We start from the raw sequence: 26202 nt of genomic DNA, 5'->3' as shown, positions 1-26202 counted from the left end.
ACAGCCAATCCCCTGAAACCCGGTTTCAGCATTCCAACAACAAAAAGCGAGCAACCACCATGGGTATCTACGATTACAAGCATTTCAGCACCCCTGAATCCAAGGCATTGGTCGGCGATGCGATGGCGATCATGCTGTATTCCTATCACAACCTCGACAACGGTTTTGCCGCCGGCTACCAGCACAACGGTTTCGGCACCGGCTTGCCGGCGACGCTGGTCACGGCGCTGCTCGGCGGCAGCGATTCCCAGGGCGTGATTCCCGGCGTGCCATGGAACCCAGACTCGGAAAAGCTCGCCCTGCAAGCGGTGCAGAAGGCCGGTTGGACCCCCATCGGCGCGTCGCAGCTGGGCTACACCGGGAAAGTCGACGGTCGCGGCACGTTCTTTGGCGAAAAAGCCGGCTACACCACCGCGCAAGTGGAGATCCTGGGCAAATACGACGCTGCGGGGCACCTGACGGAGATCGGTGTGTCGTTTCGTGGTACCAGCGGTCCACGGGAGGATCTGATCGGCGATTCCATTGGCGACATCATCAACGACGTCATGGCAGCGCTGGGGCCCAAGGACTATGCAAAAAACTACGTGGGTGAAGCGTTTGGCAATCTGCTGGCGGATGTCGCGAAGTTTGCCCAGGCCCATGGCCTCTCGGGCGACGACGTACTGGTCAGCGGCCACAGCTTGGGCGGCCTGGCGGTCAACAGCCTGGCGGACTTGAGCACCAGCAAATGGTCCGGGTTCTATGCCGACGCCAACTACATTGCCTACGCCTCGCCGACCCAGAGCAGCACCGACAAGGTCTTGAACATCGGCTATGAAAACGATCCGGTATTCCGCGCCCTGGATGGCTCGACGTTCAACTTCGCTTCGGTGGGCGTGCACGATGCACCGCAGGAGTCGGCGACCAACAACATCGTCAGTTTCAACGACCACTACGCCTCGGCGACGTGGAACGTGCTGCCGTTTTCCATCCTCAACATTCCCACCTGGATTTCCCATTTGCCCACCGGCTACGGCGATGGCATGGGCCGGATCCTGGGCTCGGCGTTCTACGACCTCACCGAGAAAGACTCGACCATCATCGTTGCCAACCTGTCCGATCCGGCGCGCGGCAATACTTGGGTGCAAGACCTCAACCGCAACGCCGAGGCCCACAGCGGCAGCACTTTCATCATCGGCAGCGACCGCGAGGACCTGATCCAGGGCGGCCAGGGCAATGATTACCTGGAAGGCCGCGCCGGCAACGACACCTTTCGCGACGGCGGTGGCTACAACGTGATCCTGGGCGGGCAGGGTAACAACACCTTGCAATTGCAGCAGTCGGTGAAGGATTTCAGCTTCGCCCATGACGGCACCGGGACCCTGTACATTCGTGATGCCCATGGCGCGATCAGCATCACCCATGACATCGGCACTTTGGTCAGCCAGGAATCCGGGGCGTTGTGGGGGCTGCTGAAAAACGAGGTGAACCACAGCGTCGGCGCCAATGGCCTGGTGACGGGCGCCAACGTCACGGCGTATGCGTCATCGGTCAAGGGCGGCGCGGCCGACGATACCCTGTTGGCGCGCGCAACCGGCGACTGGCTGTTCGGCCAGGACGGCAATGATGGGCTGGTGGGCGGGGCGGGTAACGACACCTTTGTCGGCGGCACGGGCAATGACCTGATGCAATCGGGAGGCGGCAGCGACACGTTTGTCTTCAACGGCGCGTTCGGCCAGGACCGGATCAGTGGCTATGACGCGGGGGACAAGCTGATATTTCTCGGCGTTCAAGGCGCCGGCTCGGGTTACGACTATAGCGAGCACTTGTCACAAGTGGGCAATGACACGCTGCTCAAGGTGGGGGACAGCTCCGTGACCCTGGTGGGTGTGGGGATTGCCCAGTTGGGCGGCGAGGGGATCGTGTTCGCCTGACATCGCTATCACGAGCAAGCTCGCTCCCCTTGAGGTTCTGTTGTGAACGACCCTGTGGGAGCGAGCAAGCTTGCGATGACGGCCTGTCAGGCAAACACCGAAGATCAGTCTTCCTTGCGAATAGTCGCTACGTCATCAGCACGGACCCGGACTTTCTTGCCGGCAATATCCTCGAATTCGTAGAAGCCGTCGCTGGTGCGCGTATTGGGAGTGTCCTTGGTCAAATACTGAGTACCGTTCTGCAGGGTCACCACGGTAGGCGACGCGCAGCCGGCCAATGCCAGGAAAGCCACGGTGACCAGGGGCAGGCCCAGAGTCCTGATGTTCATAACCATAACCTCTCACTCAAAGGACACGGATCAACTGATTCGACCGCGCCATCACGTTTAGTCAACCGCCATTGGTCTCGCTTACCGTAGGAAAGTTCATCAGCGATAGAAGGATTTCACCTTAAATATAGGGAACCGTTCATCTTTTGCAGTTGCCTGGGCCGTTCGTTGCTGTTATCTGTACGCATAACCAGTACTTTCGCTTCCTTCGGCGCTTTGTTCCGTGACAGCCAGCTCTCTCGACGATCCCTTTTACTACCTGAACAACTTCCAGCAGGTGCTTGCCTGGTTGGCGAAGCGTTATGCCGACGTGCTCAGCGCCGAGGAACAGCGGTTCATCGACGAATTTGCGCTGTTGTCGCGTGCCTCCCAAGGCTTGCTGGTGCGGATGGTCATGCGCAAGGGTTTGCGCTTTCGCCACAGCAAGCTGCATTACCCGGAAATTGGCGATATCGGCGTTGCCGTGGAGCCCTTGCTGGCCCATGGCTGGGTCGAAGAACAGGCTCCCCTGGGCCTCGACGAACTGTTCGACGTGTTGCTCAAGCCGGAAATCCTTTTGTACCTGGGCCATCTGATCGAGCGACCCAAGGCGAAAAAGACCGAATGGCAGCAGGCCCTGCGCGATCACTTCAGTGAGCCCCAGCCGTTTAGTGCCTGGTGCCCGCAACTCGATGACCGGCTCTACAGCCTGACGATCATGCCCCTGTGCGACCGGCTGAGATTGATGTTTTTCGGCAACCTTTACCAGGACTGGTCGGAGTTCGTCCTGGCGGACCTGGGCATCTACACCTACGAAACGGTCGAGTTCAGCGCCGAATCCCGTGGCTTGCGCAACCGCCAGGACGTCGATGCCGGCCTGTTCCTGCACCAATGCCAGCAGCACTTCGAAGCCGGCGAATCCCTTGAAGACATCGTTGCCCAGGTCAATGACTTGTCCCTGGACAATCCTTGGCTGGAGCGGCGCCGGAGCAAGCTGTTGTTCCAGATCGGCCAGCACGGCGAGCGCATCGGTGATTTCGCCCTGGCCTTGAGTCTGTATCGCGATTGCACGTACCCGCAGGCGCGGTTGCGGATGATCCGCGTGCTGGAGCGCATCGGCGAATATGCCCTGGCCCTTGAATTGGGCGAAGCGGCCGCGCAAGCGCCGCAGGATGGCGCTGAAACCCAGGCCTTGCTCAGGATCCTGCCCCGGTTGCGCCGCAAGCTGGGCGGGCCACCGGTACCGCGCGCCATGGCCCGGGAGGTGGAACGGCTGGACTTGCATCTGCCCCGTGTCGACCCGGCGTTGTCGGTGGAGTACCACGTCCAGGCGCACCTGCACGATGAATCAGCTCCCGTGCATTACGTCGAGAACAGCCTGATCAATTCGCTGTTCGGCCTGCTGTGCTGGCCGGCGATCTTCGCGCCACTGCCGGGGGCGTTTTTCCATCCGTTCCAGCGCGGACCGGTGGACTTGCTCAACGAAGATTTCCACAGCCGTCGCGCCGAGCTGTTCGCGGCCTGCCTGGCGGAGCTGGACGATGGGCGCTATCGGGACACCATCGTCCGGCGCCACGCAGAAAAATGGGGCGTGCAATCGCCTTTCGTGTTCTGGGGCGCACTGTCCGAAGCCCTGCTGGAACAAGCCCTCGAATGCCTGCCGGCCGAGCACCTCAAGCACTGGTTCCACCGTCTGCTGCTGGACATCAAGGCCAACCGCGCCGGCATGCCGGACCTGATCCAGTTCTGGCCGCAGCACAAGACCTACCGCATGATCGAGGTCAAGGGGCCCGGTGATCGCCTGCAAGACAACCAATTGCGCTGGCTGGAATTCTGCCACGAGCACCAGATGCCCGTGGCGGTCTGCTATGTGCAGTGGGCGGAGCAGGGCGCATGACCCAGGCGTCGGGCTACAGCATCGCGGTGCGGGCGTTGTGCGAGTTCACCGCCAAGGCGGGCGACCTGGACCTGCGCTTCACGCCGTCGCCCACCGCCCTTGAAGGCATCGCCGGCCACCGCACCGTAGCCTCGCGACGTGGCGAGGGCTACCAGGCCGAGGTGCCCCTGGAGGGCCGCTACCAGGCGTTGCACGTCAAAGGTCGCGCCGATGGCTATGACCCGGCCCGCAATTGCCTCGAGGAAGTGAAGACCTACCGCGGCGATCTGACCAAACAGCCGGACAACCATCGGCAATTGCATTGGGCCCAGGCGAAGATCTATGGCTGGCTGATGTGCCATAAGTTGCAGCTGCCGCGCATCGACGTCGCGCTGGTGTACTTCGACATCGTCAGCGAAAAGGAAACCTGTCTGCGGCAAAGCTGCGAAGCGTCGCAACTCCAGGCGTTCTTCGAAGAACAATGCGCGCTGTTCCTGGCCTGGGCCGAGCAGGAAATGGCCCATCGGCAGGCGCGTAACCTCGGGGCGCAGACGCTGGGCTTTCCCCATGCCAATTTCAGGCAGGGCCAGCGGCACCTCGCCGAGTCGGTGTTCAAGGCCGTCAGCACCGGGCGTTGCCTGATGGCCCAGGCACCCACTGGCATCGGCAAGACCCTCGGCACACTGTTTCCCATGCTCAAGGCCCTGGCGCCGCAGCAGCTGGACAAGGTGTTCTTTCTTACCGCGAAAACCCCAGGGCGCAAGCTGGCGCTGGACGCTGCTCATGTGATTACCCGCAGCGCGCCATCGATGCCGTTGCGGGTGCTGGAAATGATTGCCCGGGACAAGGCCTGCGAACACCCGGACAAGGCCTGTCACGGCGAATCCTGCCCGTTGGCCCGAGGGTTCTACGACCGTTTGCCAGATGCCCGGGCCGCAGCCAGCCAAGTCACGTTGCTCGATCAGGCGGCGTTGCGCGAGATCGCGCTGGCCCATGATGTCTGCCCGTATTACCTCAGCCAGGAGATGGCTCGCTGGGTCGATGTGGTGGTCGCCGACTACAACTATTACTTCGACTTCAGCGCCTTGCTGTTCGGCCTGGCCCAGGCTAACGGCTGGCGCGTCGCGACCCTGGTGGACGAAGCTCACAACCTGGTGGAGCGGGGGCGCAAGATGTACAGCGCGACCCTGGATCCGTCCACGTTGGCGGCGGTGCGCAAAACCGCGCCAGCGGCATTGAAGAAATCCCTGGACCGGGTCCATCGCCAGTGGAATGCCTTGCATGCACCACAGGTGGCGGCCTATCAGGCGTATGAAAAACCGCCGGAAAAACTGCTCCAGGCCTTGGCAACCTGCACCACCGCCATCGGCGACTACCTCAATGACCATCCGCAAGGTCTCGACAGCGGTTTGCAGGCGTTCTACTTCGACGCCTTGCAGTTTGGCCGGGTGGCGGAGTCCTTCGACGAGCACTTTCTTTTCGACATCCACAAGCGCGAACTCGGCCGCCAGCGCAGCGTGTCCACGTTGTGCCTGCGCAACGTGGTGCCGGCCGGCTTCCTGCGCCCGCGATTCACGGCCTCGCGCAGTACCGTGCTGTTTTCCGCGACCTTGAGCCCTCGGCACTATTACGCCGACCTGCTGGGTACGCCGGCGGACACCGTGTGGATCGACGTCGAGTCACCGTTCCAGGCCGAGCAGTTGGATGTCCAGGTGGTCAGCCGGATCTCTACCCGTTTTGCCCACCGCCAAGCGTCGCTGGAACCGATCGTCGAGCTGATGGCCCGTCAGTTCAACGAACGGCCGGGTAACTACCTGGCCTTTTTCAGCAGCTTCGATTATCTGCAGCAAGTGGCCGCGCTGTTTGCGGCGCGGCACCCGCAGATCGCGACCTGGACACAGTCACGTGGCATGGGCGAAGCGCCCCGGCAGGCCTTTCTCGAACGGTTCATGGAGCACAGCCAAGGCATCGGCTTTGCGGTGCTGGGCGGCGCCTTTGGCGAAGGCATCGATCTGCCCGGCTCGCGGCTGATCGGCGCGTTCATCGCCACGTTGGGGTTGGCACAGTTCAACCCGGTCAACGAGCAGATCAAACAGCGCATGGCGACGATTTTTGGCGATGGCTACGACTACACTTACCTCTATCCGGGCCTGCAAAAAGTCGTACAGGCCGCCGGCCGCGTCATCCGCACCCAGCAAGACCGCGGCGTGGTGATGCTGATCGATGATCGGTTCGGCGAGGCGAGGGTGCAGCACTTGTTGCCGCGTTGGTGGTCAGTGGCTCAGGAAGAACATGCTCCAAAATCCCAATAGTTTTTCCTGACACCCGACTTGCGCGATACTCCGCAGAAATCCACATGGATGCCCCGGCCAGATGCCCGATAACGACCTCAAGACTGCCCTCATCAACCAAGAACAGCGCTTTCGCCTGCTCATTGACGCCGTGGTCGACTACGCCATCTACATGACTGATCCGTCGGGGATCATCACGAGCTGGAACTCAGGCGCAAGGCGCTTCAAGGGGTACGAAGAGGCCGAAATCCTCGGCCAGCACTTTTCCCGGTTCTATACCGATCAGGACCGCGCCGCCGGCCTGCCGCAACGGGCGCTGGACACTGCTGTGCGTGAGGGACGTTTCGAAGGCGAGGGCTGGCGGGTGCGCAAGGACGGCACGCTGTTCTGGTCCCATGTGGTCATCGACCCGATCATCGACAGCCAGAGCGGTGCATTGCTGGGGTTCGCCAAGATCACCCGCGATCTGACCGATCGCAAGATGGCCGAGGAAACCCTCAAGCAAAGCGAGCAGCAGTTCCGGCTGCTGGTGCAAAGCGTGACCGACTACGCCATCTACATGCTCGACCCGGATGGCCAGGTCACCAACTGGAACCTGGGGGCGCAGCGAATCAAAGGGTACCTGCCGACTGAAGCCATCGGTCAGCATTTCTCGATGTTCTATACGCCCGAAGATCGCGACGCCGGGGAGCCGAAGCGTGCCCTGAGCATTGCCGCCAGCGAGGGGCGCTTCGAGAAAAAAGGCTGGCGCTTGCGAAAGGATGGCACGCGGTTCATGGCCCATGTGGTCATCGATGCGATCCGCAGCGATACCGGCACGCTGCTGGGGTTCGCCAAGATCACCCGCGACATCACCGACGCCACCCAGGCCCAACTGGCCCTGGAACAGGCCCGCGAGGCGCTGTTCCAGTCGCAGAAACTGCACGCCATCGGCCAGCTCACCGGCGGCATCGCCCATGACTTCAACAACCTGCTGACGGTGATCCTCGGCAACCTGGAAATCGTGCGCAAGCGCATGCCCGTCGATCCCAAGCTGGCGCAATTGCTGGACAACGCGACCCAGGGAGCGCTACGCGGCGTTTCGCTGACCCAACGCATGCTGGCGTTTGCCAGAAGGCAGAAACTGACCTACGAATCAGTGGAACTGCCGGTCCTGGTGCAGGGTATCAGCGGCTTGTTGCGAAGCTCCATGGGGCCTTCGATCAATGTCCAGACCCGCTTCGCCGAGTCACTGCCGCCGGTTTTGGCCGATATCAACCAATTAGAGCTGGCGATCCTCAACCTGGCAACCAACGCCCGGGACGCCATGCCTCAAGGCGGTAGGATACTGATCGCGGCCGAAGAGAGCCCGGACACCGGAACCGCCACAGATGTGCCGATGCCACCGGGGCGCTATGTTTGCCTGTCGATCGTCGACGAAGGCGAGGGCATGGATGAGGCGACATTGGCGTCGGCCATCGATCCTTTTTTCACCACCAAAGGCGTCGGCAAGGGCACAGGGCTGGGGTTATCCATGGTCCATGGCCTGGCCGAGCAATTGGGTGGGCGCTTGACGCTCAAGAGCCAGAAGGGCACGGGCACCACCGCCGAGCTATGGTTGCCGGTTGCCGGCGATTCGGCGCCAGGCAACTCGCCGGTTCAAGCGCTACAACCGCAGCCGGTCCATGAATTGCTGGTGCTGGTGGTGGACGATGACAGCCTGGTGCTGACCAGCACCCGATTGTTGATCGAAGACCTCGGGCACCGGGTGATTTGTGCGCCGTCGGGTGCCCAGGCGCTGGAGTTGCTCGAGCGTCATCCGGATATCGATCTGGTCATCACCGACATGGCCATGCCTCAGATGGACGGCGCGCAACTGGCGAAACTGCTGCGCGAGCGGCAACCGACACTGCCCATCATCCTGGCCACCGGTTATGCCGAGCGCCTGGAAGGCTTTGCCACGCAGTTGCCTCGGTTGATCAAGCCGTTCAAGCAGATCGACCTGGTGCGAATCATTGGGCAGACGATCAGCTAGCAGCCGGACAGCCTGGCTCGCCGCAGGGCACCTGCCTACTCGGTATTTTTCTTGAACCCGCGCAAGTTCATCGCACACAGGCAAAACTGCAGCACGATCAGCGCATACGCGTCGGTATGAAGCCCCCAGACCACCCACAAGATATTGCTGGCGATAAAACAACTGAACCCCGCCACCCGCCGCCGCGGCTGGCGGGAGCCGATCAACCAGGCGGCCAGTACCGTGACGGCCATCGCCGGCCATTGCACCCATCCAAGATAATCCACACTCAGGTCCTCAGGCCTCGACGATCTTCTGACCCTGACGGCCTGCGAGCGTTTCGTTGAATCCGCTGCGCCTTTGGTCCATTGGCTTGAACTTGCCCGGTCGCGGGTTTCCTAATAAGTCCCAATCATCGCCGAGGAACCCTCCGCGCAATGCCCAAGATCCTGACCGGCCAGACCCCGGACGAAGAACTGACCGAACACAACGCCAAGCTGTTCGGCTCTCCCAAGGAGCGGCTGGATTTCTATCGTCGGGAGATCCAGTACGAAACCAGCATCCTGGCCAATCGAACCGATGCCTACCTGGCTGCCCAATCTTTTTTGGTGATTGCCTTTGCCTCGTGCATGGCCAATCTGAATCCTGAGTGGGGCAAGCTGTTTACCCTGATCGTGCCGCCATTGCTGGCCTTGCTGGGCTTCTTGAGTTCGCTCAACGCCTGGCCGGGCATCCGCGCGGCGTACGAGATCATCGACCATTGGCATTTCAAACAAAGCGAGCTGTTGCGCGCCGAACCCTTGATGGGCTTGGTCTATGACGAGTCGCCGCTGTTCAGCGAGCGTGAATCGACCCACAAGGGCTACCGCAAGTCGCTGCTGTTTTCGCTGCGTACCCCGTGGATCTTTGCCAGTTTCTGGGTGCTGCTGGGGGTGTATTCGGTGTTCATCCAGGTGACCGATCCCGGCGGCTGAACCGCAGCCTGCACGCCAGGGTTCAATCCGGCTTCTGTTGACGTTCGTACCACCCCAGGGACGGCTGTGTGCTCAGCCCATGCACCAGAATGCTCAGCGCCACCACCGACAGCGTGAGGTTGATGCACAGCTGCGCCACGTCGGGGCGCAAGTCATGATTCAAGGCGTAGAACAGATAGAACAGGCTGCCGATGCCGCGGATGCCGAACCAACCGATGAGCAGGCGTTGCGGTCGATCCAACAGCGGGCCCCAAGGGATCACCATTACGCTCAACGGGCGAATCACGGCAAAGAGCAGGGCGCCGATGGCCAACGCTCGCCAGTCCCAATGATTGGCCAGGACCACGCCCAGCAGCGTCACCAGGAACACTTCCATGGAGCGTTCCACCAGGCTGCCGAACGCCAGCATGTCGCCCATCATCACCCCGGCGGCGACCTGGCCTTCGTCCAGGGATTCGGTATCGCCCACCACGGCTTGCTGAGGATCGACAGCCTCATGGCCGACCACCGGTTGCACCCGATGTTCAGCCGGCGTCTCGTCGCCGTCAGTCGATTGCACCTCGGCCTGGCGCAGTCCCAGCCCCGCGGCAAACACCGAGAGAAAGCCATAGGCCTGGACCGAATCCGCCGCGACGTAGGCCAGGGCAATCAGCGCCAGGGCCAGGTAATCGTTGGGTGACAACGTGCTATCGGCGTTCCTGATGCGCATCGACAAGGTCAGCTTGCCGATGCCACGGCCCATCCAGTAGCCGATCAGCAAACCCGCCGGCACCGCCCACAGCACATGGCGCAGGGTCCAGTCGCCGAGAAATCCGCTGCCGTCCTCACGCAGCATCAGCAGGCCCAGGATCACGAAGGGGAACGCGGTGCCGTCGTTCAGCCCGGCTTCGCCCGAGAGGCCGAAACGCACCCGGTCGTCATCCCGCGCATCGTTGACCTGGACCAGCGCCGCCAGCACCGGATCGGTGGGGGCGAGCATCGCACCGATCAGCATCGACACCCCCCAACCGAGGCCAAACAGATAATGCAACGCCAGGCACAGCCCGGCGATGGTCAGGATCATGACCGGACCGGCCAACCCATAGGCGACGCGCCAGGTCAGGTTGTTGAGCGGCAGGCGCAGTTTCAGGCCGCTGACGAACAGCGAGAACACCACCGCGACTTCCGTGAGGTGTTCCATCCAGACCGAAGAGTCGCCAACGTCCAGCCTCAGCAGCCCGAGGCCCATCGGCCCGATCACCACCCCTAGCACCAGGCAGATCGCCGATGTCGTCACCGGCATCCAGCGCAGGTAGGAAGAGGTCAATGCCAAGGTCAACAACACGGCGCCGAGCACCGCCACCCATACTGAGAAAATCATCGTTGCTCCTTGGATGGCCTGGCGTGGGTCGTTCAAACGAACGGCTGGAACCGACGCTTGTGGCCTGCTTCTGTGGCGAGGGAGCTTGCTCCCGCTGGGCTGCGAAGCGGCCCCAAAAACCGCAAGCACTACGCACGTGTGCGGGAGCAAGCACCCTCGCCACATAACAGCGTTTCCGACTTAAAGCATTCGAGACCCGCTGCGAAGCGAGGGTTCCCGTCAAAACCGTGCGGCCCCGTTTATCCGGCTGCTTTTCAACTCAAGGGAATTTTTCACCGCGCGCAAGGCTCTGCAAAAGGAGAGACGTGCTGATTCAGCGTCCAGCAGAAAACCCAAGAGGCCCTTATGACTGTGCTGACACCCCTCCAGGCCCGGCCTGCCACTGTACAACCGGTCACTCATGCCGGAACCGTTCGCCAATCCTACGAACGGCTGCTCCATGGCCCGGACGACGCTGACAAACAAACGCTCGCCCAAGCGCTCCTGCAGTCGTGCCTCGAACAGGCCAGCGCGCTGCCCCAGGACATGCCGGACGATCCCGCCGCGCTACAAGCCTGGGTCGAACAACACAGTGCCGGCGTCGCTCGGCAATACGCCGAGTACCTGGAACGGCGCAAAAGCGGTGGCCCCCGCGAATTTTTCACCAGCAAGGCCCACGCCTTGTATTTCCTCCAAGCCGTGGCACCGACCAAACTGGTGGATGGCGCCTGGCTCTACGGCGTACTCAAGCACTGGCATGACCACCGTTTCGAAGGGCTGCTCTGCACTTACCTGGAAGAGCTGGGGGACGGTTATCCAGCGCAGAACCATGTGGTGATCTACCGCAAGCTGCTGGCCGAACACGGACTGCCGGATGCGCCAGACATCGACGACGAGCGCTACCTGCAAGGTGCGGTGCAACTGGCATTGGGGTACGCAGGCGATGAATACCTGCCCGAGGTCATCGGCTACAACCTGGGCTACGAACAACTGCCTCTGCATTTGTTGATCAGCGCCTATGAGCTGACCGAACTGGAGATCGATCCCTACTATTTCACGCTGCACGTGACCATCGATAACGCCAGCACCGGCCATGCCCACAAGGCCGTGCAATCGCTCATGCAGTTGATGCCGATGGAAGCGGACCGCGAAGCATTCTGGCGTCGGGTAACCCTGGGCTATCGCCTCAATGACCTGGGGCAGGGCAGCCGGGCGATCATCGAGTCGTTCGACGTGTACCGCGAAGTTCTCGACATGCTCGAACGCAAGCGGCCCTTCGGCCAACACATGCATTCCGACTACTGCAAGTTCGAAGGCAAGACCGTCAATCAATGGCTGGCAGTGCCAGGGCAATTGGAAGGTTTTCTCGAGGCGCTGCAAGGCAAGGGCTGGATCAAGCGCCACCAGGACCCGCAGGACAGCCGGTTCTGGACGCTGATCGAAGGTGCCGGCGCGGCCATGTTCGGCGTGTTCAGCCCCTATGAAAAACAACTCCTGCACGATTGGATCGCCGGAGACTGGCTGGAAAAAGGCCCACGTCGAAGCCCACGGCGGGCCCACGGTGCAAGCTGTGAGCCGCCGATGCCGGTGCAAGACCCGGACGTCCAGCGCTTGGAGCAAACGCTGCGCAGCCAGTCACCGGACCAACAGATACAGACCCTGCTGCCTTGGCTTTCGGCCCGCTGTCATAGCCACCCGGCTGGACTGTTGGCGACCCGACGGTTCATCGAACTCAAATCCATACTTCGCTAGGAGCCCTGTATGAATCAGGAGGAACGCCTGTCCGAACCCGACCTGGCGCTGTTGCAGCTGGGCCGACGCCTGCACGCCGACGGCTATCGCTTCATCACCCCGACGCCGCTGACCCACGAACGGGTCAACCAGCGGCCCGGCAACGAACGTTCCAAGACCTTGCGCGACGTATTCGGCTGGTCCCGACCCTTTGCGCCGGGGTTGATCAGCGCCGATGAACAGCGCCAACTGCAAGACGCCCATGTGTTGGAGGCTCGCGATGGCCTGTTGTACAGCCAGGTGCGCTGGTCGAGCCTGGATGGCTTGCTGTTCGCCCACTCGCCATTTCCCACCCAGGCCACCGATGCGGTGTTCTTCGGCCCGGACAGCTACCGCTTCGCTCAACTGATCCATACTCACCTGCAACAGAACTTCGGCGCCGTGCACCGTGCGGTGGACATTGGCTGCGGCGCCGGTGTCGGGGCGATTGTGATCGCCCGGGCCCGGCGCGAGGCGCAAGTGCTGGCCCTGGACATCAATCCGCAGGCACTGCGCCTGTGCGCGGTGAATGCCGCCCTGGCCGAAGTCGGCAATATCGAGGTCGCCCACAGCGACGTGCTCCAGGATGTGGAAGGCGAATTCGACCTGATCGTCGCCAACCCACCGTATATGGCCGACCCGGCCGAGCGCGCCTACCGCAATGGCGGTGGTGTGCTGGGCGCCGGGCTGTCGCTGCGCATCGTCGAGCAGGCCTTGCCCCGGCTCACGGCCGGCGGTTCGCTGGTGCTCTACACCGGCGTGGCGATGGTCGACGGCCGTGATCCGTTCCTTGAAGCGCTGGGGCGCTGGCGTGACTCGGCGGAGTTTGCCTGGACTTATCGAGAATTGGACCCGGACGTTTTCGGCGAAGAGCTGCTGACCCCGGGTTATCAGGACGTGGAAAGGATCGCCGTGGTGGCGTTGGTGGTAACCCGCATCGGTGCGGGCATCGGAGGGATTGTCGATGAATAGGCATCTGAAGTTCGGCATTGAAGAGGAATACTTCGTCACAGACCTGCAAACCCGCTGCATGCCCGAACAGCCGTCCTTGGCGGCGGTACAGGCTTGTCGGGTCGAGTTGGGCGAACACTTCGCCCATGAAATGTTCCAGAGCCAGGTCGAGATGGCGTCGCCGATCTTTCAGAGCCTGCCGGAAGCCGCCGAGTACTTGAACCAGGTGCGTACCGGCCTGAACCAGTGCCTGGCCCCCCATGGCTTGGGCCTGCTCAGCGCGGGGTCGCATCCAATGACCACCCAAGTCTTGCAGCCCACCGATGAATTGCATTTTCAGCAACTGTTCGATGATTACCAGCGCGTGGCGCGACGGAGCGTGTTGTCGGGCCTGCATGTACACGTCGAAGTGCCGGTGGACAGGGATCGGGTCCGGGTGATGAACGAGGTCTTGCCGTGGCTGCCGATGTTGCTGGCCCTGAGCGCTTCTTCACCGTTCTGGAACGGCGCCTACAGCGGGTTCAGCAGTTACCGCCAGGTGGCTTGCGATGAATGGCCGCGCATGGGGGTGCCGGAATTCTTCAAGGACGAGGCGGCGTTCGCCAGCTATGTGGGCATGCTCATGCGGACCGGCTCTATTCACCAGCCCAGCGACTGCTGGTGGGTCATACGGCCTTCGTCGCGCTATCCAACCCTTGAGCTGCGAATCTGCGATGCCTGTCCGAGGATCGAGGATGTGTTGTGCATCGTTTCACTGTTTCGCCTGATGGTGGCTCATGCCGTCGCCCAGCCCGGGCCTGGCGATAACTACAGCTTGATGTCCCACTGGATCCTCAAGGAAAACCGCTGGCGGGCCAAGCGCCACGGAAGCCTGGCGGAGTTCATCGCCGAAGGGCAGGAGCAGCCGATGCTCATGGGCGAATGGCTGACGTTGGCGGAACAGACCTTTGGCGAGACAGCCGCGCAGCTGGGTGTCGAGGATGTGTTCACCCAAGCACGTCGCATCGTGCAGGAAGGCACCAGCGCCGATCGCCAGGTTGTCCTTTACGAGCAAGGGTTGCTGCTGGGTGACTCCATCGAGGAGGCGTTGGGTCGGGTCGTCGATCAATTGCTGGCGGAAACAGCCGGGATGCCCGTGGCCGACCCGACCTTGCAACAGGTAGCAGGTGGCCCATGAGCAGCAAGAACCTCGACGACTACAACCGCATGCGCGATTTCGCCGCCACTCCGGAGCCGGCGGCGAAGCGCCCGCGCAAATCGGCAAAAACCGCCCACGCCTTGCAGTTCTGCATCCAGAAACACGACGCGACGCGGCTGCATTACGATTTCCGCCTCGAACTGAACGGCGCCCTCAAGAGCTGGGCAGTGCCGAAGGGGCCGTCCCTGGACCCCAAGGTCAAGCGCCTGGCGGTGCATGTCGAGGATCACCCACTCGATTACGCGACATTCGAAGGCAGCATCCCCGAGGGGCATTACGGTGCCGGCGATGTCATTGTCTGGGACCGTGGCGTATGGATTCCCCAGGGCGATCCCTCTGAGGCCTATGAAAAGGGCCGGCTCAAGTTCGAGCTGCAAGGTGAAAAGCTCAGTGGCCTGTGGAACCTGGTGCGCACTCATATGCCCGGCAAGCAAGAACAATGGTTTTTGATCAAGCATCAAGACGAAGCGGCCCGTCCCGAAAGCGATTACGACGTGGTGCAGGCCGAGCCGGACAGTGTGCTCAGCGACCGTACCATCGTGCCCAAGCGTCGCGGCAAGGCCGCCGCTGCCAAAGCTGTGAAGGCACCGGAACAAGCCGCTAAACCGAAGTCGACCAAGAAGACCTCGAAAACCAGCCTCAGCGGCGCAGTGGCCGGACCGATCCCGGAAACCCTCAAGCCGGAGCTGGCGACCTTGGTGGAAAGCGCGCCCGATGGCGAGTGGCTCTACGAAATCAAGTTCGACGGCTACCGGGTCATGGCCCGGATCGAAAATGGCGAGGCCAGGCTGATCACCCGCAACGGCCATGACTGGACCCATAAACTGCCAAAGCAGGCCGAAGCCCTGGCCGCGTTGGGGTTGGAGTCGGCTTGGCTCGACGGGGAAATGGTCGTCGCCGATGACCAAGGCGTGCCGGACTTCCAGGCACTGCAGAACGCCTTCGACGCCGGCAGCAGCGGCAAGATTGCCTATTACCTGTTCGATTTGCCGTATCTCAACGGCGCGGACTTGCGCAAGGTCCCGGTGGAAGAACGGCGGGCGGCGCTGGAAGCGGTATTGAAGGATAACGACAACCCCTTGCTGCGTTTTTCCGACGCATTCGAAGAAACCCCCGAGGCCCTGCTCAACAGCGCATGCCAGATGCGCATGGAAGGCCTGATCGGCAAGCGCATGGGCAGCGCCTATGTGTCCCGACGCAGCAGCGATTGGATCAAGCTCAAATGCAAGAACCGCCAGGAGTTCGTGGTCGTCGGTTTCAGCGAACCCAAGGGCGCCCGCAGTGCCTTCGGCGCGCTGCTGTTGGGGCTGCATGATGCCGACAGTGGTGAATTGCGGTACGCCGGCAAGGTCGGCACCGGGTTCAACGAAACCACCCTGAAAAGCATCTACCAACAGTTGCTGCCCCTGGAAACGAAAAAGCCCGCAGTGGTCAACCCGCCCACCGGCTACGACGCCAAGGGCGTGCATTGGCTGGAACCGACCTTGCTGGCTGAAGTGGCTTATGCCGAGATGACCAAGGAAGGCTCGGTCCGCCATGCGGTGTTTCATGGCTTGCGCAACGATAAGCCGGCCAAGGAGATCACCCAGGAACTTGCCAAACCGGTGAAGAAGCCCGCTGCAACCAAGAAAATCGCAGCCAAGGACGAGCCCGAGGCGCCGTCGACCAAATCCAAGGCGAAAGCCAAAGCCAAAGCCGCCCAGGCGCCGGCCATGGACGGCAAGGTCCGTATCACTCACCCGGAGCGGATCATCGACGCGAGCAGCGGTACTACCAAGTTGCAACTGGCTGAGTATTACGCCAGCGTCGCCGAGTTCATCCTGCCCGAATTGGCCGAGCGCCCGGTCGCGCTGGTCAGGGCGCCGGACGGAATCGCTGGCGAGCTGTTTTTTCAGAAGAATGCCGAGCGCCTGGCCATTCCCGGCATCACCAGCCTGGACAAGTCCGTGACGGGGCACCCGGTGATGATGATCAATAACGCCGAGGCGCTGATCGGCGCGGTGCAAATGAGCACTGTGGAGCTGCACACTTGGAACGCGACCTCAGTGGACCTGGACAAACCCGATCGCTTCGTTCTGGACCTCGACCCGGATCCGGCGCTGCCCTGGAAAAGCATGGTCGAAGCGACGCAACTGACCTTGTCGGTGCTCGATGAACTGGGCCTCAAGGCATTTCTCAAGACCAGCGGCGGCAAAGGTATCCATATCGTGGTACCACTGACGCGCAAATTGGGCTGGGACGAGGTCAAGGGTTTCAGCCATGCCATCGTCAGCCACATGGCCAAGCTGCTGCCGGACCGTTTCTCCGCCGTCTCCGGGCCGAAGAACCGGGTAGGGCGGATCTTCATCGATTACCTGCGCAACGGCCTGGGTGCCACCACCATTTGCGCCTATGCCGCACGCACCCGGGAAGGATTGCCGGTGTCGGTGCCGATCTTTCGCGAAGAAGTGGCCGAGCTCAAGGGCGCGAACCTGTGGAACGTGCACAACGTCCATGAACGCCTGGCGGAAGTCGGTCACGAGCCGTGGGCTGGTTTGAAGAAAACCCGCCAGAGCATCACCGCCGACATGCGCCGGCGGATCGGGATGAAGAAAGAGCGGTAAGCCGTTCGTGGCGAGGGAGCTTGCTCCCGCTGGGCTGCGCAGCAGTCCTTAAGCCAGGCACTCAGACCGTGTCCGAGCTGTTTGGGACCGCTGCGCGCTCCAGCGGGAGCAAGCTCCCTCGCCACACAAACCCAAGCCGATTTCAGAAAGCGGCGCTTAGCTCACATGAGAGCGCCGCAACTGCTCGATCGTCTCGATCATTTCGTCATAGGACACCGGCTTGCCGATGTGCTGGTCGAACCCCGATTGGCGGGACTTCTGCTTGTCGACGGAGGCACCGTAGCCGGTCAGGGCGATGGCGGGCACGTTTTTGAGGTGAGGCAGTTCGCGCAGCGCCTGCATCAATTCGTGCCCATTCATCACGGGCATGCCCAAGTCGGAAATGACCACGTCGAAACGTGCATTCTTGGCTGCTTCCAGCGCTTGCAGTGGCTGGTCGAAGCCAACGACCTCGGCATCTTCCATCTCCAGCAGGAGCTTGAGGGTCTCCAGCACGTCGGGGGAGTCGTCCACCAGCAGGATGGTCAGCCCCCGCAAGCGTCCGACCTGCTCATCGGCGTTCGACGGCTTGGCCTCGGCCTCGTCGGTCTTGCTCAAGGGCAGGCGCAGGATAAACGTGCAGCCCTTGCCCAACCCTTCGGATTTGACTTCGATACTGCCGCCGTGGGCCTCGGTCAATTGTCGGACCAACGACAAACCAATGCCGAGCCCCTCGCGTTGATGGGTGGCGTGCTGGGTTTCGGCCTGGCCGAACAAGTCGAACACCTCATTCAGATGTTCGGCGGCGATGCCTACGCCCGAGTCGGTCACGTCCAGTCGCGCGACGTTGCCTTCACGGCATGCAACCAGTTGTACGCGGCCCCCGCTTGGCGTGAACTTGACGGCGTTGTTCACCAGATTCCAGATGATCTGCTCCAACCGCGTCGGGTCGGCATAGACCACCAGCTCGCCGCCAGGACCTTCGGGCAGTTCCAAAGACACTTTGTTGGGGTGGTTGTCGTTGATGACCACGGTATAGATGTCCTGCAGCACCCGGCCCAGGTCCACCGCCTGGCGCTTGAGGCGCAGCTTGCCGGTACGCACCCGCGCCACGTCCAGCAGGTCATCAATGATGCGCGCCTGGCTGGCGACGGCATCGCAGATGGTGTTGATGGCCTTCGCCGCTGCACTGACGGTCTTGGTCACCGGCAGGCGGCGCAGCAACTCGGCGTTGAGCTGGATCAGGTTCAGCGGATGCTTGAGTTCGTGGGACATGACCGCGAAAAACTCGTCCTTCAAATGACTGGTGTTCTGGGTTTCCATCAACCGCTGGGTCTGTTCTTCATGTATGCGCTTGTGACCGGTAAGGTCGCGGGCGATCTTCACGTAGCCCTGCAGATGATCACTGCTGAGTAGCGTTACCTCGCCACTGCAAAAGAACTTGCTGCCGTCCTTGCGCTGGTGCCAACGCTCATCCTCGCAGCGACCATGGGTACGTGCGGTGCTCAGTTCGGTTTCCGGGACACCGTTGCTACGGTCTTCGGTCGAGAAAATGAAATCGTAGTAGGCGCCCTCGGCTTCGCCCTTGGTGTAGCCGAAGATAAGCTCGGCGCCGGTGTTCCAGCTGCTGATCACACCCTGTTCGTCCAGCAGGATAATGGCGTAGTCCCGGGTGCTTTCAGCCACCAGGCGCATGCGTTCCTCTCCCAGGCGCAGCTCTTCTTCGGCGGCCCAGCGCGTGGTGATGTCGATAAAGGTCAGTACGGTCCCGTCGATATGGTCCTCGCTGGAGCGGTAGGGCAGCAGCCTGGCGATGTACCAGCGGCCGCCTTTGCTGCTGACTTCCCGCTCGATCATGTTCAGCGATTCGAACACCTGTCTGGCGTCCGCGCCCAGCTCCGGGTAATCCAGCCGATGGGTGATGTCCAGCAACGAACGCCCGGTGTCCACCGGCAACATGCTGAAAATCTCGGTGGCGCGGGGGGTGAACCACTTGATGCGCATGCTGCGGTCGACGAATACCGTGGCGATGTCGGTGGAGGCGATCAGGTTGGTCAGGTAATCATTGATCTTGTCGGTCTCTTCCACCTTGGTCTTGAGTTCGTAATTGACCGTCAGCAGCTCTTCGTTGATCGATTGCAGCTCTTCCTTGCTGGTCTCCAGCTCCTCGGTGGCCGAGCGCAGTTCCTCGTTGATGGCCTGCATTTCTTCGTTGGAGGCCTTGAGCTCCTCGCTGGAGACTTCAGCCTGCTCGATGGTGTCCTGCAACTGTAATTTGGTACGTTGCAGCTCGCGCTCGAGGTTGGACAGCACCTGGTTTTCAGTCTGGCTGGCACTGGTTTCCAGCAGTTCGGCGGGGTCGATCTCCGACTCCTCGAAGATCACCAGGACGAAGTCCCCATCGGACTCCTCGTCGCGGTAGGGCTGAGCCAGCAAGTCCACGTGGTAACGACGGCCGTCACGCTCCATGCTCACTTGGCGGGATTTGACCGCCTGGCCACTCTGATGCACCTGGAACAACGTGGTGCGGATCTCCAGGCGCAACTGTGGGTTGACCAGCGCCAGCAGGTTGCGCGTCATCTCTCCGCCGACGTGCCGCAGAAACTGCCCGGCACTTTCGGACATATGCAGGATTTCGGCATTGGCATCGACGATCATGCTCGGCGGCGCGGCATGCTCGATCGCGCGCAGATGGATATCGGCAAACGACACTTTGCGCGGAACCAGAATTTGCGGCGTGGGGGCCAGGGTGCTGCGAATGTAGCCGCCACGGGGCATCGTCGGGGTACGGCGGCTGCTGCTGGTGCCGTACTTGGCGCGAAAGATCCGGTTGCGTTTGTCTACAGGGGTGAACAGGTCCTGGCAGGCATCGGCCGATTCGGAAGAGCCCAGGAACAAGTAGCCACCGGGGCGCAGGGCGAAGTGGAACATCTGCAGGATTTCCCGTTGTACTTCACGATCCAGGTAGATCAGCAGGTTGCGGCAGACAATTAGGTCGATCTGCGAGAAGGGCGGATCGGACAACAGGCTGTGCTTGGCGAACAACACGCGCTCGCGGATTTCCTTGCGCACCCGATAGACCGAACCATCCTTGTGGAAGTACTGGCGCAGCCGGGTCGGCGGTACGTCGGTGACAATGGCCTCGGGATAGGTCCCGGCGCGGCCCGCCGCGATGGCGCGCTCATCGATATCGGTGGCGAACACCTGCAGCTTGGCGCTACTGCCCTCGTGTTGCAGTTGATCGCTGAGCAGCATCGCCAGGGTATAGGCCTCTTCGCCCGTCGAGCAGCCGGCCGACCAGACGCGTATCTCATCCGATGGCGTGGCGCCCGGTTCGACAGGCTTGAGCAGGTTGGGCAGTACATCGCGTTCAAGAGCCTCGAACGCCTCGCGGTCACGAAAGAAGTTGGTCACGCCGATGAGCAGATCGCCCAGCAGGGCCTTGGTTTCGTCCGGATGGTTTTGCAGGTAGGTGTAATAGCTGGGCAAGTCCGGCTGGGCGGTGACCTGCATCCGCCGCTCGATGCGTCGCAGCACGGTGGCGCGTTTGTAGTGCTTGAAGTCATGCCCGGTGCCGGCCCGTAGTTGCACCAAGATGTCCTGCAAGACCTGCTCGGCCGCGACGGCTTCACGTTCGTCAGCCGGTGGATGGGTATGGATTTCCGGGTCGTTGGCGGTTGGCAGGCGGATGGCCTGGCTGTTGCGCCACAGCTCCATGAGTTTCTGTGGCATTTCCGCCACCGGCAGTACCAGATCCACCATCTGGGTGTCGATGGCCGCTTGTGGCATGCCATCGAATTCGGCATCGGTCGGCGATTGGGCGATGGTCACGCCGCCCTGTTCCTTGATCCGCGAAAGCCCCACCGCGCCGTCGGTACCGGTGCCGGACAAGACCAGGCAAAAGGCCCGTTCCTTGTGCACGTCAGCCAGATCGCGAAAAAACAGATCGATGGCGACGTGCCCCCCTACGCGTGGCTCCGCCGGAGCGACCCTCAAATAGCCATCATTCATTTGCAATTGTTGGGAGGGGGCAATGACGTAGACGTGGTTTTTCTGGATCGGGACCGACTCGGTGACTTGCAGCACCGGCATCTTGGTCGATTCCTGGATGATCTGGCCGGCAATGCTCTGATGGTTGGGTGCCAAGTGCAAAATGATCACAAACGCCATGCCGTTGTCCTTCGGCATGTGTTCGAAGAAGGTTTTGATGGCCTGCAAACCGCCCGCCGAGGCGCCAATACCTACCACCGGAAAGTCCAGTGTGCTGGGGCTCAGCTCTCTACGCTGCGGCACGTTGGGAGAGCGTTTGCTGGAAGACGACATAATTATTGGCCTTAAGGTCGGCAGGCAGTCCGGCGAGCCGCTCGATTCAAGAATGCAAAGACACCGAGGATAATCGGGTTGTGTCCGAAATGCGAAATCGCGTGCGTCCAATGTTCGACTGGCGCTGCGCGACCTCATGGGGCGTCAACCTATCGGCGCGCGTAAATATTCCGGCTGCAAGACGTTGAACCATAGCAGGATCATTTCCACCAGGATGGTCACCAGCATCAGCAAGCCGACACCCCATACGCTAGCCGAATACAGCAGACCTTGTTCCTTCTTCAGCCCCATGAACTTCGGCAGCCCGACGAACAGCAGGAATGTCGAGTAGGCAGAGGCGATTGCAAGCACCGCCACCGCCAGCCAACGGCTGGGATAGAGGCCGAAAATACCGGCGAGGAAATACGGCGTGGCGGTGTAGGCGGCAAAGCCGATGCACTGATTGAGGGTTGGACGGGTCTCGAAAGCGCGCGACATCCAGCGGATGAACAAGCCCATGAGCGCCACGCCGACGACGATGGTCAGGTACAACAGCACGCACAATTGCAGTGCGCTGGCGCTGCTCAGCCGCACGGTTTCGTTTTCCGCCAGGCTCCAACCGGTCCAGGTGATGCCGATGAACAGGCACACCGCCGGAATCAGTGCCAACAGCAGCAGGTGCGCAAGGTAATGCCGCGGATGTTCCTGCTCTTGCTCACGGATGTCCTTCCAGGCGAATTCGGGGTGCGTAAACAATTTGACGATAGGTGCGGACATGACGACCTCCTGATCCAGACGGCCTCTGCATGAGGCCCTATGTTTTTGAGGTACGGGAACTGGCAGGGGTTTCATTTATTTGGCTACACGGGCAGCGGTGCGATAAAGGGAATGAATCGGGACGGCGGGGGTCAACCCAACAGCACCATGAAAGGAACCTGTGACCATGACCATCGCTTATTCCCTGGTGGATTACCTGCGTGAACACGACTTGCGCCTGACCACCGCCGAATCCTGTACCGCCGGGCAAATCGTGACCTTGGTGGCCGAAGTGCCGGGCAGCGGTTCAATGATCGAAAGTGGTTATGTGGTCTATTCCCCGGAGGCAAAACAGCGCTTGCTTGGGGTCAATCCACGGACCATCGAAACCTTTAACCTCACCAGCCGTGAAGTGGCCGAAGAAATGGCCATCGGCGCCCTGCATGACGCCAATGCCAACGTCGCGGTGGCCACCACTGGCATCCTCGGGCCGGACGACATGGACGGCATACCCGCCGGCACGGTGTGCTTTGCCTGGGCCTTCGATGTGAATGGCCGTCGGGCGCTGTTCAGTCGCCAGGAACGCTTCTTCGGCAGTCGCAGCCAAGTGCAATTGTGGGCTGCCGAACATGCCCTGGCTCAACTGCCGCATTTTCATCAACGTGCCTTGGCCGGTGAATACAGGTAGGGGGCCCAGATGACCCAGTACAGCGACCCCGAGGAGTTTCGCAACCGAGAATTTCCGGTGCGCGAAGACATGGCGTTCCAGCTCAAGGCCTGGCGTTTCGAGCGGGTGGGCTGGTACATCTTGGTCCTGTTGGTGATCCTGACTTTGCTTGGATTGTTTTCCCGCGGCCCATTGAGTTCCCGTGAGGCGCACAGCAGCGATGGCCGTCTCGACGTCGAATACGAGATGTTCCATCGAAACGGCTCCACCAACCCGATGATCGTCCACCTCAGGGGCCAGCCCAACGCCGTGCTGGAGATTGAACTGGGCGGTGAGTGGCTGGACGGCTTTGATGTGCAGACGCTGCAGCCTCAGCCCTTGCGTTCGGCGAGCGCCGGGCAGGGCATGCGGGTTTGGATCCAGGCCGATGCCCAAGGGCACGCCAGCCTGCATTTGTCGCTGCTGGCCGAGGGGCTGGGGCTCTACAGCAGCCGCATCACCGCGCCTGGTGGGGCTGCGGTGAGTTTCGATCAATTCATTTTCCCATAGGGTGACGTATGGACTCGGTGTTGCGGGCCGCCGCGATGTACATGGCGTTGATGGTGTTGTTCAAGATCGCCGGGCGCCGCTCGTTGGCGGAGCTCACCACCTTCGACTTCGTACTGCTGATGATCATCGGCGAGGCCACCCAGCAAGCGCTGCTGGGGGACGATTTTTCCATGACCAACTCGCTGATGGTGATCGTCACCCTGATTGCCATCGACATCGGTTTTTCATTGCTCAAGCAACGGTCGACCTGGGTTTTGCAGCTGATCGACGGAGAGCCCACCATCATTGTCGAAAACGGCCGGATCCTTGAGGCCCGCATGCGCCACGCCCGGCTGGTGGAAGCCGACATCATGGAAGCGGCACGCTCCAGCCAGGGCATCGAGACACTGGACCAGATCAAGTTTGCGATTATCGAGCGTAACGGAAAGATTTCGGTGATCGCCAACGACAAACCCTGAGCACCGCAGGGTTGTGTGTAGAACATGGATCTTGTGAACGACACACCTCCACTGTGGGAGCGGGCTTGCTCGCGAAGGCGTCGGAACATCCAATAGCGATGCAAGCTGACCCACCGCTTTCGCGAGCAAGCCCGCTCCCACAGGGTTTGTGTGTTGGACATGGATCTTGTGAACGAACACACCTCCACTGTGGGAGCGGACTTGCCCGTGAAGGCGTCGGAACATCCAATAGTGATGCAAGCTGACCCACCGCTTTCGCGAGCAAGCCCGCTCCCACAGGGTTTGTGTGTTGGACATGGATCTTGTGAACGAACACGCCCCCACTGTGGGAGCGGGCTTGCTCGCGAAGGCGTCGGAACATCCAATAGTGATGCAAGCTGACCCACCGCTTTCGCGAGCAAGCCCGCTCCCACAGGGTTTGTGTGTTGGACATGGATCTTGTGAACGAACACGCCCCCACTGTGGGAGCGGGCTTGCTCGCGAAGGCGCCGGAACAGTCAATAGCGATGCAAGCTGACCCACCGCTTTCGCGAGCAAGCCCGCTCCCACAGGATTTGTGTGTTGGACATGGATTTTGTGAACGAACACGCCCCCACTGTGGGAGCGGGCTTGCTCGCGAAGGCGTCGGAACATCCAATAGCGATGCAAGCTGACCCACCGCTTTCGCGAGCAGGCTCGCTCCCACATGGAGATCGTTAAAGCATCGGCTTACCGCCCGTAACCCCATACCGCGACCCGGAAATGTAGCTGGATTCATCCGAAGCCAGCAGCACATAGATCGGTGCCACTTCCACCGGTTGACCGGGACGGCCGAGGGGCGTCTGGGAGCCGAAATTCTGTACTTCTTCCTCGGGCATGGTCGCCACGATCAGCGGCGTCCAGATCGGTCCCGGCGCCACGCTGTTGGCCCGGATGCCCTTGGGCCCGAGCATCTGCGCCAGGCCGCCGGTGAAGTTGGCGATGGCGCCCTTGGTGGTGGCATAGGCCAGCAGCGTGGGCTTGGGCATGTCGGAATTGACCGAACTGGTGTTGATGATCGAGCCGCCCGGCTTCATGTGCGGCACAGCGGCCTGGCAGATCCTGAACATCGCCGTGATGTTGATATCGAAGGTGCGCACCCATTCTTCGTCCGGAATGTCCTCCAGGCGCTCATGGGTCATCTGGAAGGCAGCATTATTGACCAGCACGTCGATGCGCCCGAAGCGCGAGACGGTTTGCTCGACGATTTTGCTGCATTGGGCCTTGTCGGCCAGATCACCGGGCAACAGCAGGCACTGGCGGCCGGCCTGTTCGACCCAGCGGGCGGTTTCCTTGGCGTCTTCATGTTCATCCAGGTAGGCGATCGCCACATCCGCGCCTTCACGGGCGAAGGCAATGGCCACCGCGCGCCCGATGCCACTGTCGGCGCCGGTGATCAGGGCTATCTTGTTGGCCAGGCGTCCGGAACCGGTGTAGCTCTGTTCGCCACAGTCCGGGTAGGGATCCATCTTCTGCTGCGACCCAGGCACGGGCTGGCTTTGTTTCGGAAAGGGTGGAAAAGGGTAATCGGCCATTGTCGTTCTCCATGCTCAATGTGGTTGAGATGGAGGGTGGACTGTGGTTTTTTGGGCAGAGTTCGGTTGGATTTTCCAGCCGGTCGATGAGCGTAATAGTGGCGTTTCGTCGCTGAGTCGTCGGCAGGGGCGAACGTCCGGCGCGGCTGTATTTCCAATCCAATACTCAATTCGATAAGGAGCGGGACAATGTTCAGCCATATACAAATCGGCGCGCGCGACCTGCCGAAAATGGTCGCTTTTTATGATGCGGTGCTGGGATGCCTGGGGTTGGTGCGCATGGCGAGCGAAAATGACTCGGGGCCGCCGGGGGAGGGCTGGCAGCAACCGGGCAAGCGCTGGCCGCAAGTGTTCGTCCAATTGCCTTTTAATGGCTTGCCCGCTACCTGGGGCAACGGCATGCAAGTGAGCTTCGCCGCCGACTCCCCCGAGACCGTGCGCGCGGCCTGGGAACAGGCGATTGCCCTGGGCGGCTTCGATGAAGGTGCGCCAGGCCTGCGACCGCAATATTGCGAGGGGTATTTCGGTGCCTATTGCCGCGATCCGGAGGGGAACAAGCTGTGTTTTGTTCATGCGCCGGGGATGCATGAATGAACTTTATGTGGCTGCGCCGGGATGCATGACACAAACTTTATGTGTGGCGAGGGAGCTTGCTCCCGCTGGGGCGCGAAGCGGCCCTTAATTCAGCCGACTCGGTCGTTCAGATACACCGCATGCTCTGG

Annotated in this window: 19 protein-coding genes; 13 read left to right on the top strand and 6 right to left on the bottom strand. The window is 61.4% G+C overall.

The genetic code is table 11. The features are described from left to right. Positions 1-59 precede the first annotated feature (59 nt). Entirely contained in the window at positions 60-1913 is a 1854-nt protein-coding gene (locus AD663_RS13765) for a polyurethanase (protein WP_053213946.1), read from the top strand. Positions 1914-2017: 104 nt separating this feature from the next. On the opposite strand, the gene AD663_RS13760 is transcribed toward AD663_RS13765, so the two are convergent. Continuing rightward, a complete protein-coding gene (locus tag AD663_RS13760) occupies positions 2018-2242 on the bottom strand; it encodes a YgdI/YgdR family lipoprotein (protein ID WP_003181803.1) in 225 nt (74 codons plus the stop codon). A gap of 223 nt (positions 2243-2465) precedes the next feature. Between AD663_RS13760 and AD663_RS13755 the strand changes: the two genes are divergently transcribed. The 3 genes from AD663_RS13755 to AD663_RS13745 all read left to right on the top strand — a co-directional run bounded on the left by AD663_RS13755 (position 2466) and on the right by AD663_RS13745 (position 8402). Beyond that, positions 2466-4118, top strand: a complete 1653-nt coding sequence (locus tag AD663_RS13755) for a VRR-NUC domain-containing protein (protein ID WP_053213945.1) — start codon at positions 2466-2468, stop codon at positions 4116-4118. Then, positions 4115-6409, top strand: a complete 2295-nt coding sequence (locus AD663_RS13750) for an ATP-dependent DNA helicase (RefSeq protein WP_053213944.1) — start codon at positions 4115-4117, stop codon at positions 6407-6409. Before AD663_RS13755 ends, AD663_RS13750 begins: the two co-directional genes overlap by 4 nt. Before the next feature lie 61 nt (positions 6410-6470). After that, entirely contained in the window at positions 6471-8402 is a 1932-nt protein-coding gene (locus AD663_RS13745) for a PAS domain-containing sensor histidine kinase (protein ID WP_003181798.1), read from the top strand. Between the two features lie 35 nt (positions 8403-8437). On the opposite strand, the gene AD663_RS13740 is transcribed toward AD663_RS13745, so the two are convergent. Next, positions 8438-8668 (bottom strand): hypothetical protein, encoded by a 231-nt coding sequence (locus AD663_RS13740; protein WP_003181795.1) that lies wholly within the window; start codon positions 8666-8668, stop codon positions 8438-8440. 150 nt (positions 8669-8818) lie between these two features. On the opposite strand from AD663_RS13740, the gene AD663_RS13735 reads away from it, so the two are divergent. After that, positions 8819-9355: a hypothetical protein gene (locus tag AD663_RS13735; RefSeq protein ID WP_003181793.1), complete on the top strand. Its 537-nt coding sequence runs from the start codon at positions 8819-8821 to the stop codon at positions 9353-9355. Positions 9356-9377: 22 nt separating this feature from the next. On the opposite strand, the gene AD663_RS13730 is transcribed toward AD663_RS13735, so the two are convergent. Further along, the gene (locus AD663_RS13730; protein WP_053213943.1) at positions 9378-10715 is read right to left on the bottom strand and encodes a sodium:proton antiporter; all 1338 of its coding nucleotides are present in this window, start codon (positions 10713-10715) and stop codon (positions 9378-9380) included. A gap of 345 nt (positions 10716-11060) precedes the next feature. On the opposite strand from AD663_RS13730, the gene AD663_RS13725 reads away from it, so the two are divergent. The 4 genes from AD663_RS13725 to ligD are packed head-to-tail and all read left to right on the top strand — an operon-like array spanning position 11061 to position 17216. Beyond that, the gene (locus AD663_RS13725; protein ID WP_053213942.1) at positions 11061-12446 is read left to right on the top strand and encodes an iron-containing redox enzyme family protein; all 1386 of its coding nucleotides are present in this window, start codon (positions 11061-11063) and stop codon (positions 12444-12446) included. A 9-nt stretch (positions 12447-12455) separates the two neighbouring features. Then, a complete protein-coding gene (locus AD663_RS13720) occupies positions 12456-13436 on the top strand; it encodes a class I SAM-dependent methyltransferase (protein ID WP_053213941.1) in 981 nt (326 codons plus the stop codon). Further along, entirely contained in the window at positions 13429-14592 is a 1164-nt protein-coding gene (locus AD663_RS13715) for a carboxylate-amine ligase (protein WP_053213940.1), read from the top strand. The genes AD663_RS13720 and AD663_RS13715 overlap by 8 nt, the downstream gene beginning before the upstream one ends. Continuing rightward, entirely contained in the window at positions 14589-17216 is a 2628-nt protein-coding gene (gene ligD, locus AD663_RS13710; protein ID WP_053213939.1) for a DNA ligase D, read from the top strand. Before AD663_RS13715 ends, ligD begins: the two co-directional genes overlap by 4 nt. 156 nt (positions 17217-17372) lie before the next feature. Here ligD and AD663_RS13705 read toward each other — a convergent pair whose 3' ends face one another. Beyond that, positions 17373-21518: a CheR family methyltransferase gene (locus AD663_RS13705; protein ID WP_053213938.1), complete on the bottom strand. Its 4146-nt coding sequence runs from the start codon at positions 21516-21518 to the stop codon at positions 17373-17375. 144 nt (positions 21519-21662) lie between these two features. Then, on the bottom strand, positions 21663-22274 hold the full coding sequence (locus AD663_RS13700; RefSeq protein ID WP_053213937.1) for a Yip1 family protein: 612 nt from the start codon (positions 22272-22274) through the stop codon (positions 21663-21665). Positions 22275-22440: 166 nt separating this feature from the next. Between AD663_RS13700 and AD663_RS13695 the strand changes: the two genes are divergently transcribed. From AD663_RS13695 to AD663_RS13685, 3 genes are read left to right on the top strand one after another with little or no spacing between them, the layout of a single operon-like run. Continuing rightward, on the top strand, positions 22441-22941 hold the full coding sequence (locus AD663_RS13695) for a CinA family protein (RefSeq protein ID WP_003181779.1): 501 nt from the start codon (positions 22441-22443) through the stop codon (positions 22939-22941). A 9-nt stretch (positions 22942-22950) separates the two neighbouring features. Then, the gene (locus tag AD663_RS13690; protein WP_003181777.1) at positions 22951-23469 is read left to right on the top strand and encodes a hypothetical protein; all 519 of its coding nucleotides are present in this window, start codon (positions 22951-22953) and stop codon (positions 23467-23469) included. 8 nt (positions 23470-23477) lie between these two features. Beyond that, positions 23478-23927 carry a DUF421 domain-containing protein gene (locus AD663_RS13685; protein ID WP_003181775.1) on the top strand — a complete coding sequence of 150 codons (450 nt, stop codon included), beginning with the start codon at positions 23478-23480 and terminating at the stop codon, positions 23925-23927. Between the two features lie 695 nt (positions 23928-24622). On the opposite strand, the gene AD663_RS13680 is transcribed toward AD663_RS13685, so the two are convergent. Continuing rightward, positions 24623-25480 carry an SDR family oxidoreductase gene (locus AD663_RS13680; protein WP_053213936.1) on the bottom strand — a complete coding sequence of 286 codons (858 nt, stop codon included), beginning with the start codon at positions 25478-25480 and terminating at the stop codon, positions 24623-24625. 189 nt (positions 25481-25669) lie between these two features. Here AD663_RS13680 and AD663_RS13675 point away from each other — a divergent pair, with 189 nt between their 5' ends. Further along, positions 25670-26074 (top strand): VOC family protein, encoded by a 405-nt coding sequence (locus AD663_RS13675; protein ID WP_053213935.1) that lies wholly within the window; start codon positions 25670-25672, stop codon positions 26072-26074. Positions 26075-26202: the final 128 nt, after the last annotated feature.

It is taken from the genome of Pseudomonas sp. Q12-87 (assembly GCF_001269755.1).
In the GTDB taxonomy this organism is placed as follows: domain Bacteria; phylum Pseudomonadota; class Gammaproteobacteria; order Pseudomonadales; family Pseudomonadaceae; genus Aquipseudomonas; species Aquipseudomonas fluorescens_S.
Note: the sequence above shows the minus strand (reverse complement) of the source record. Positions and strands in the feature narration are given on the sequence as shown.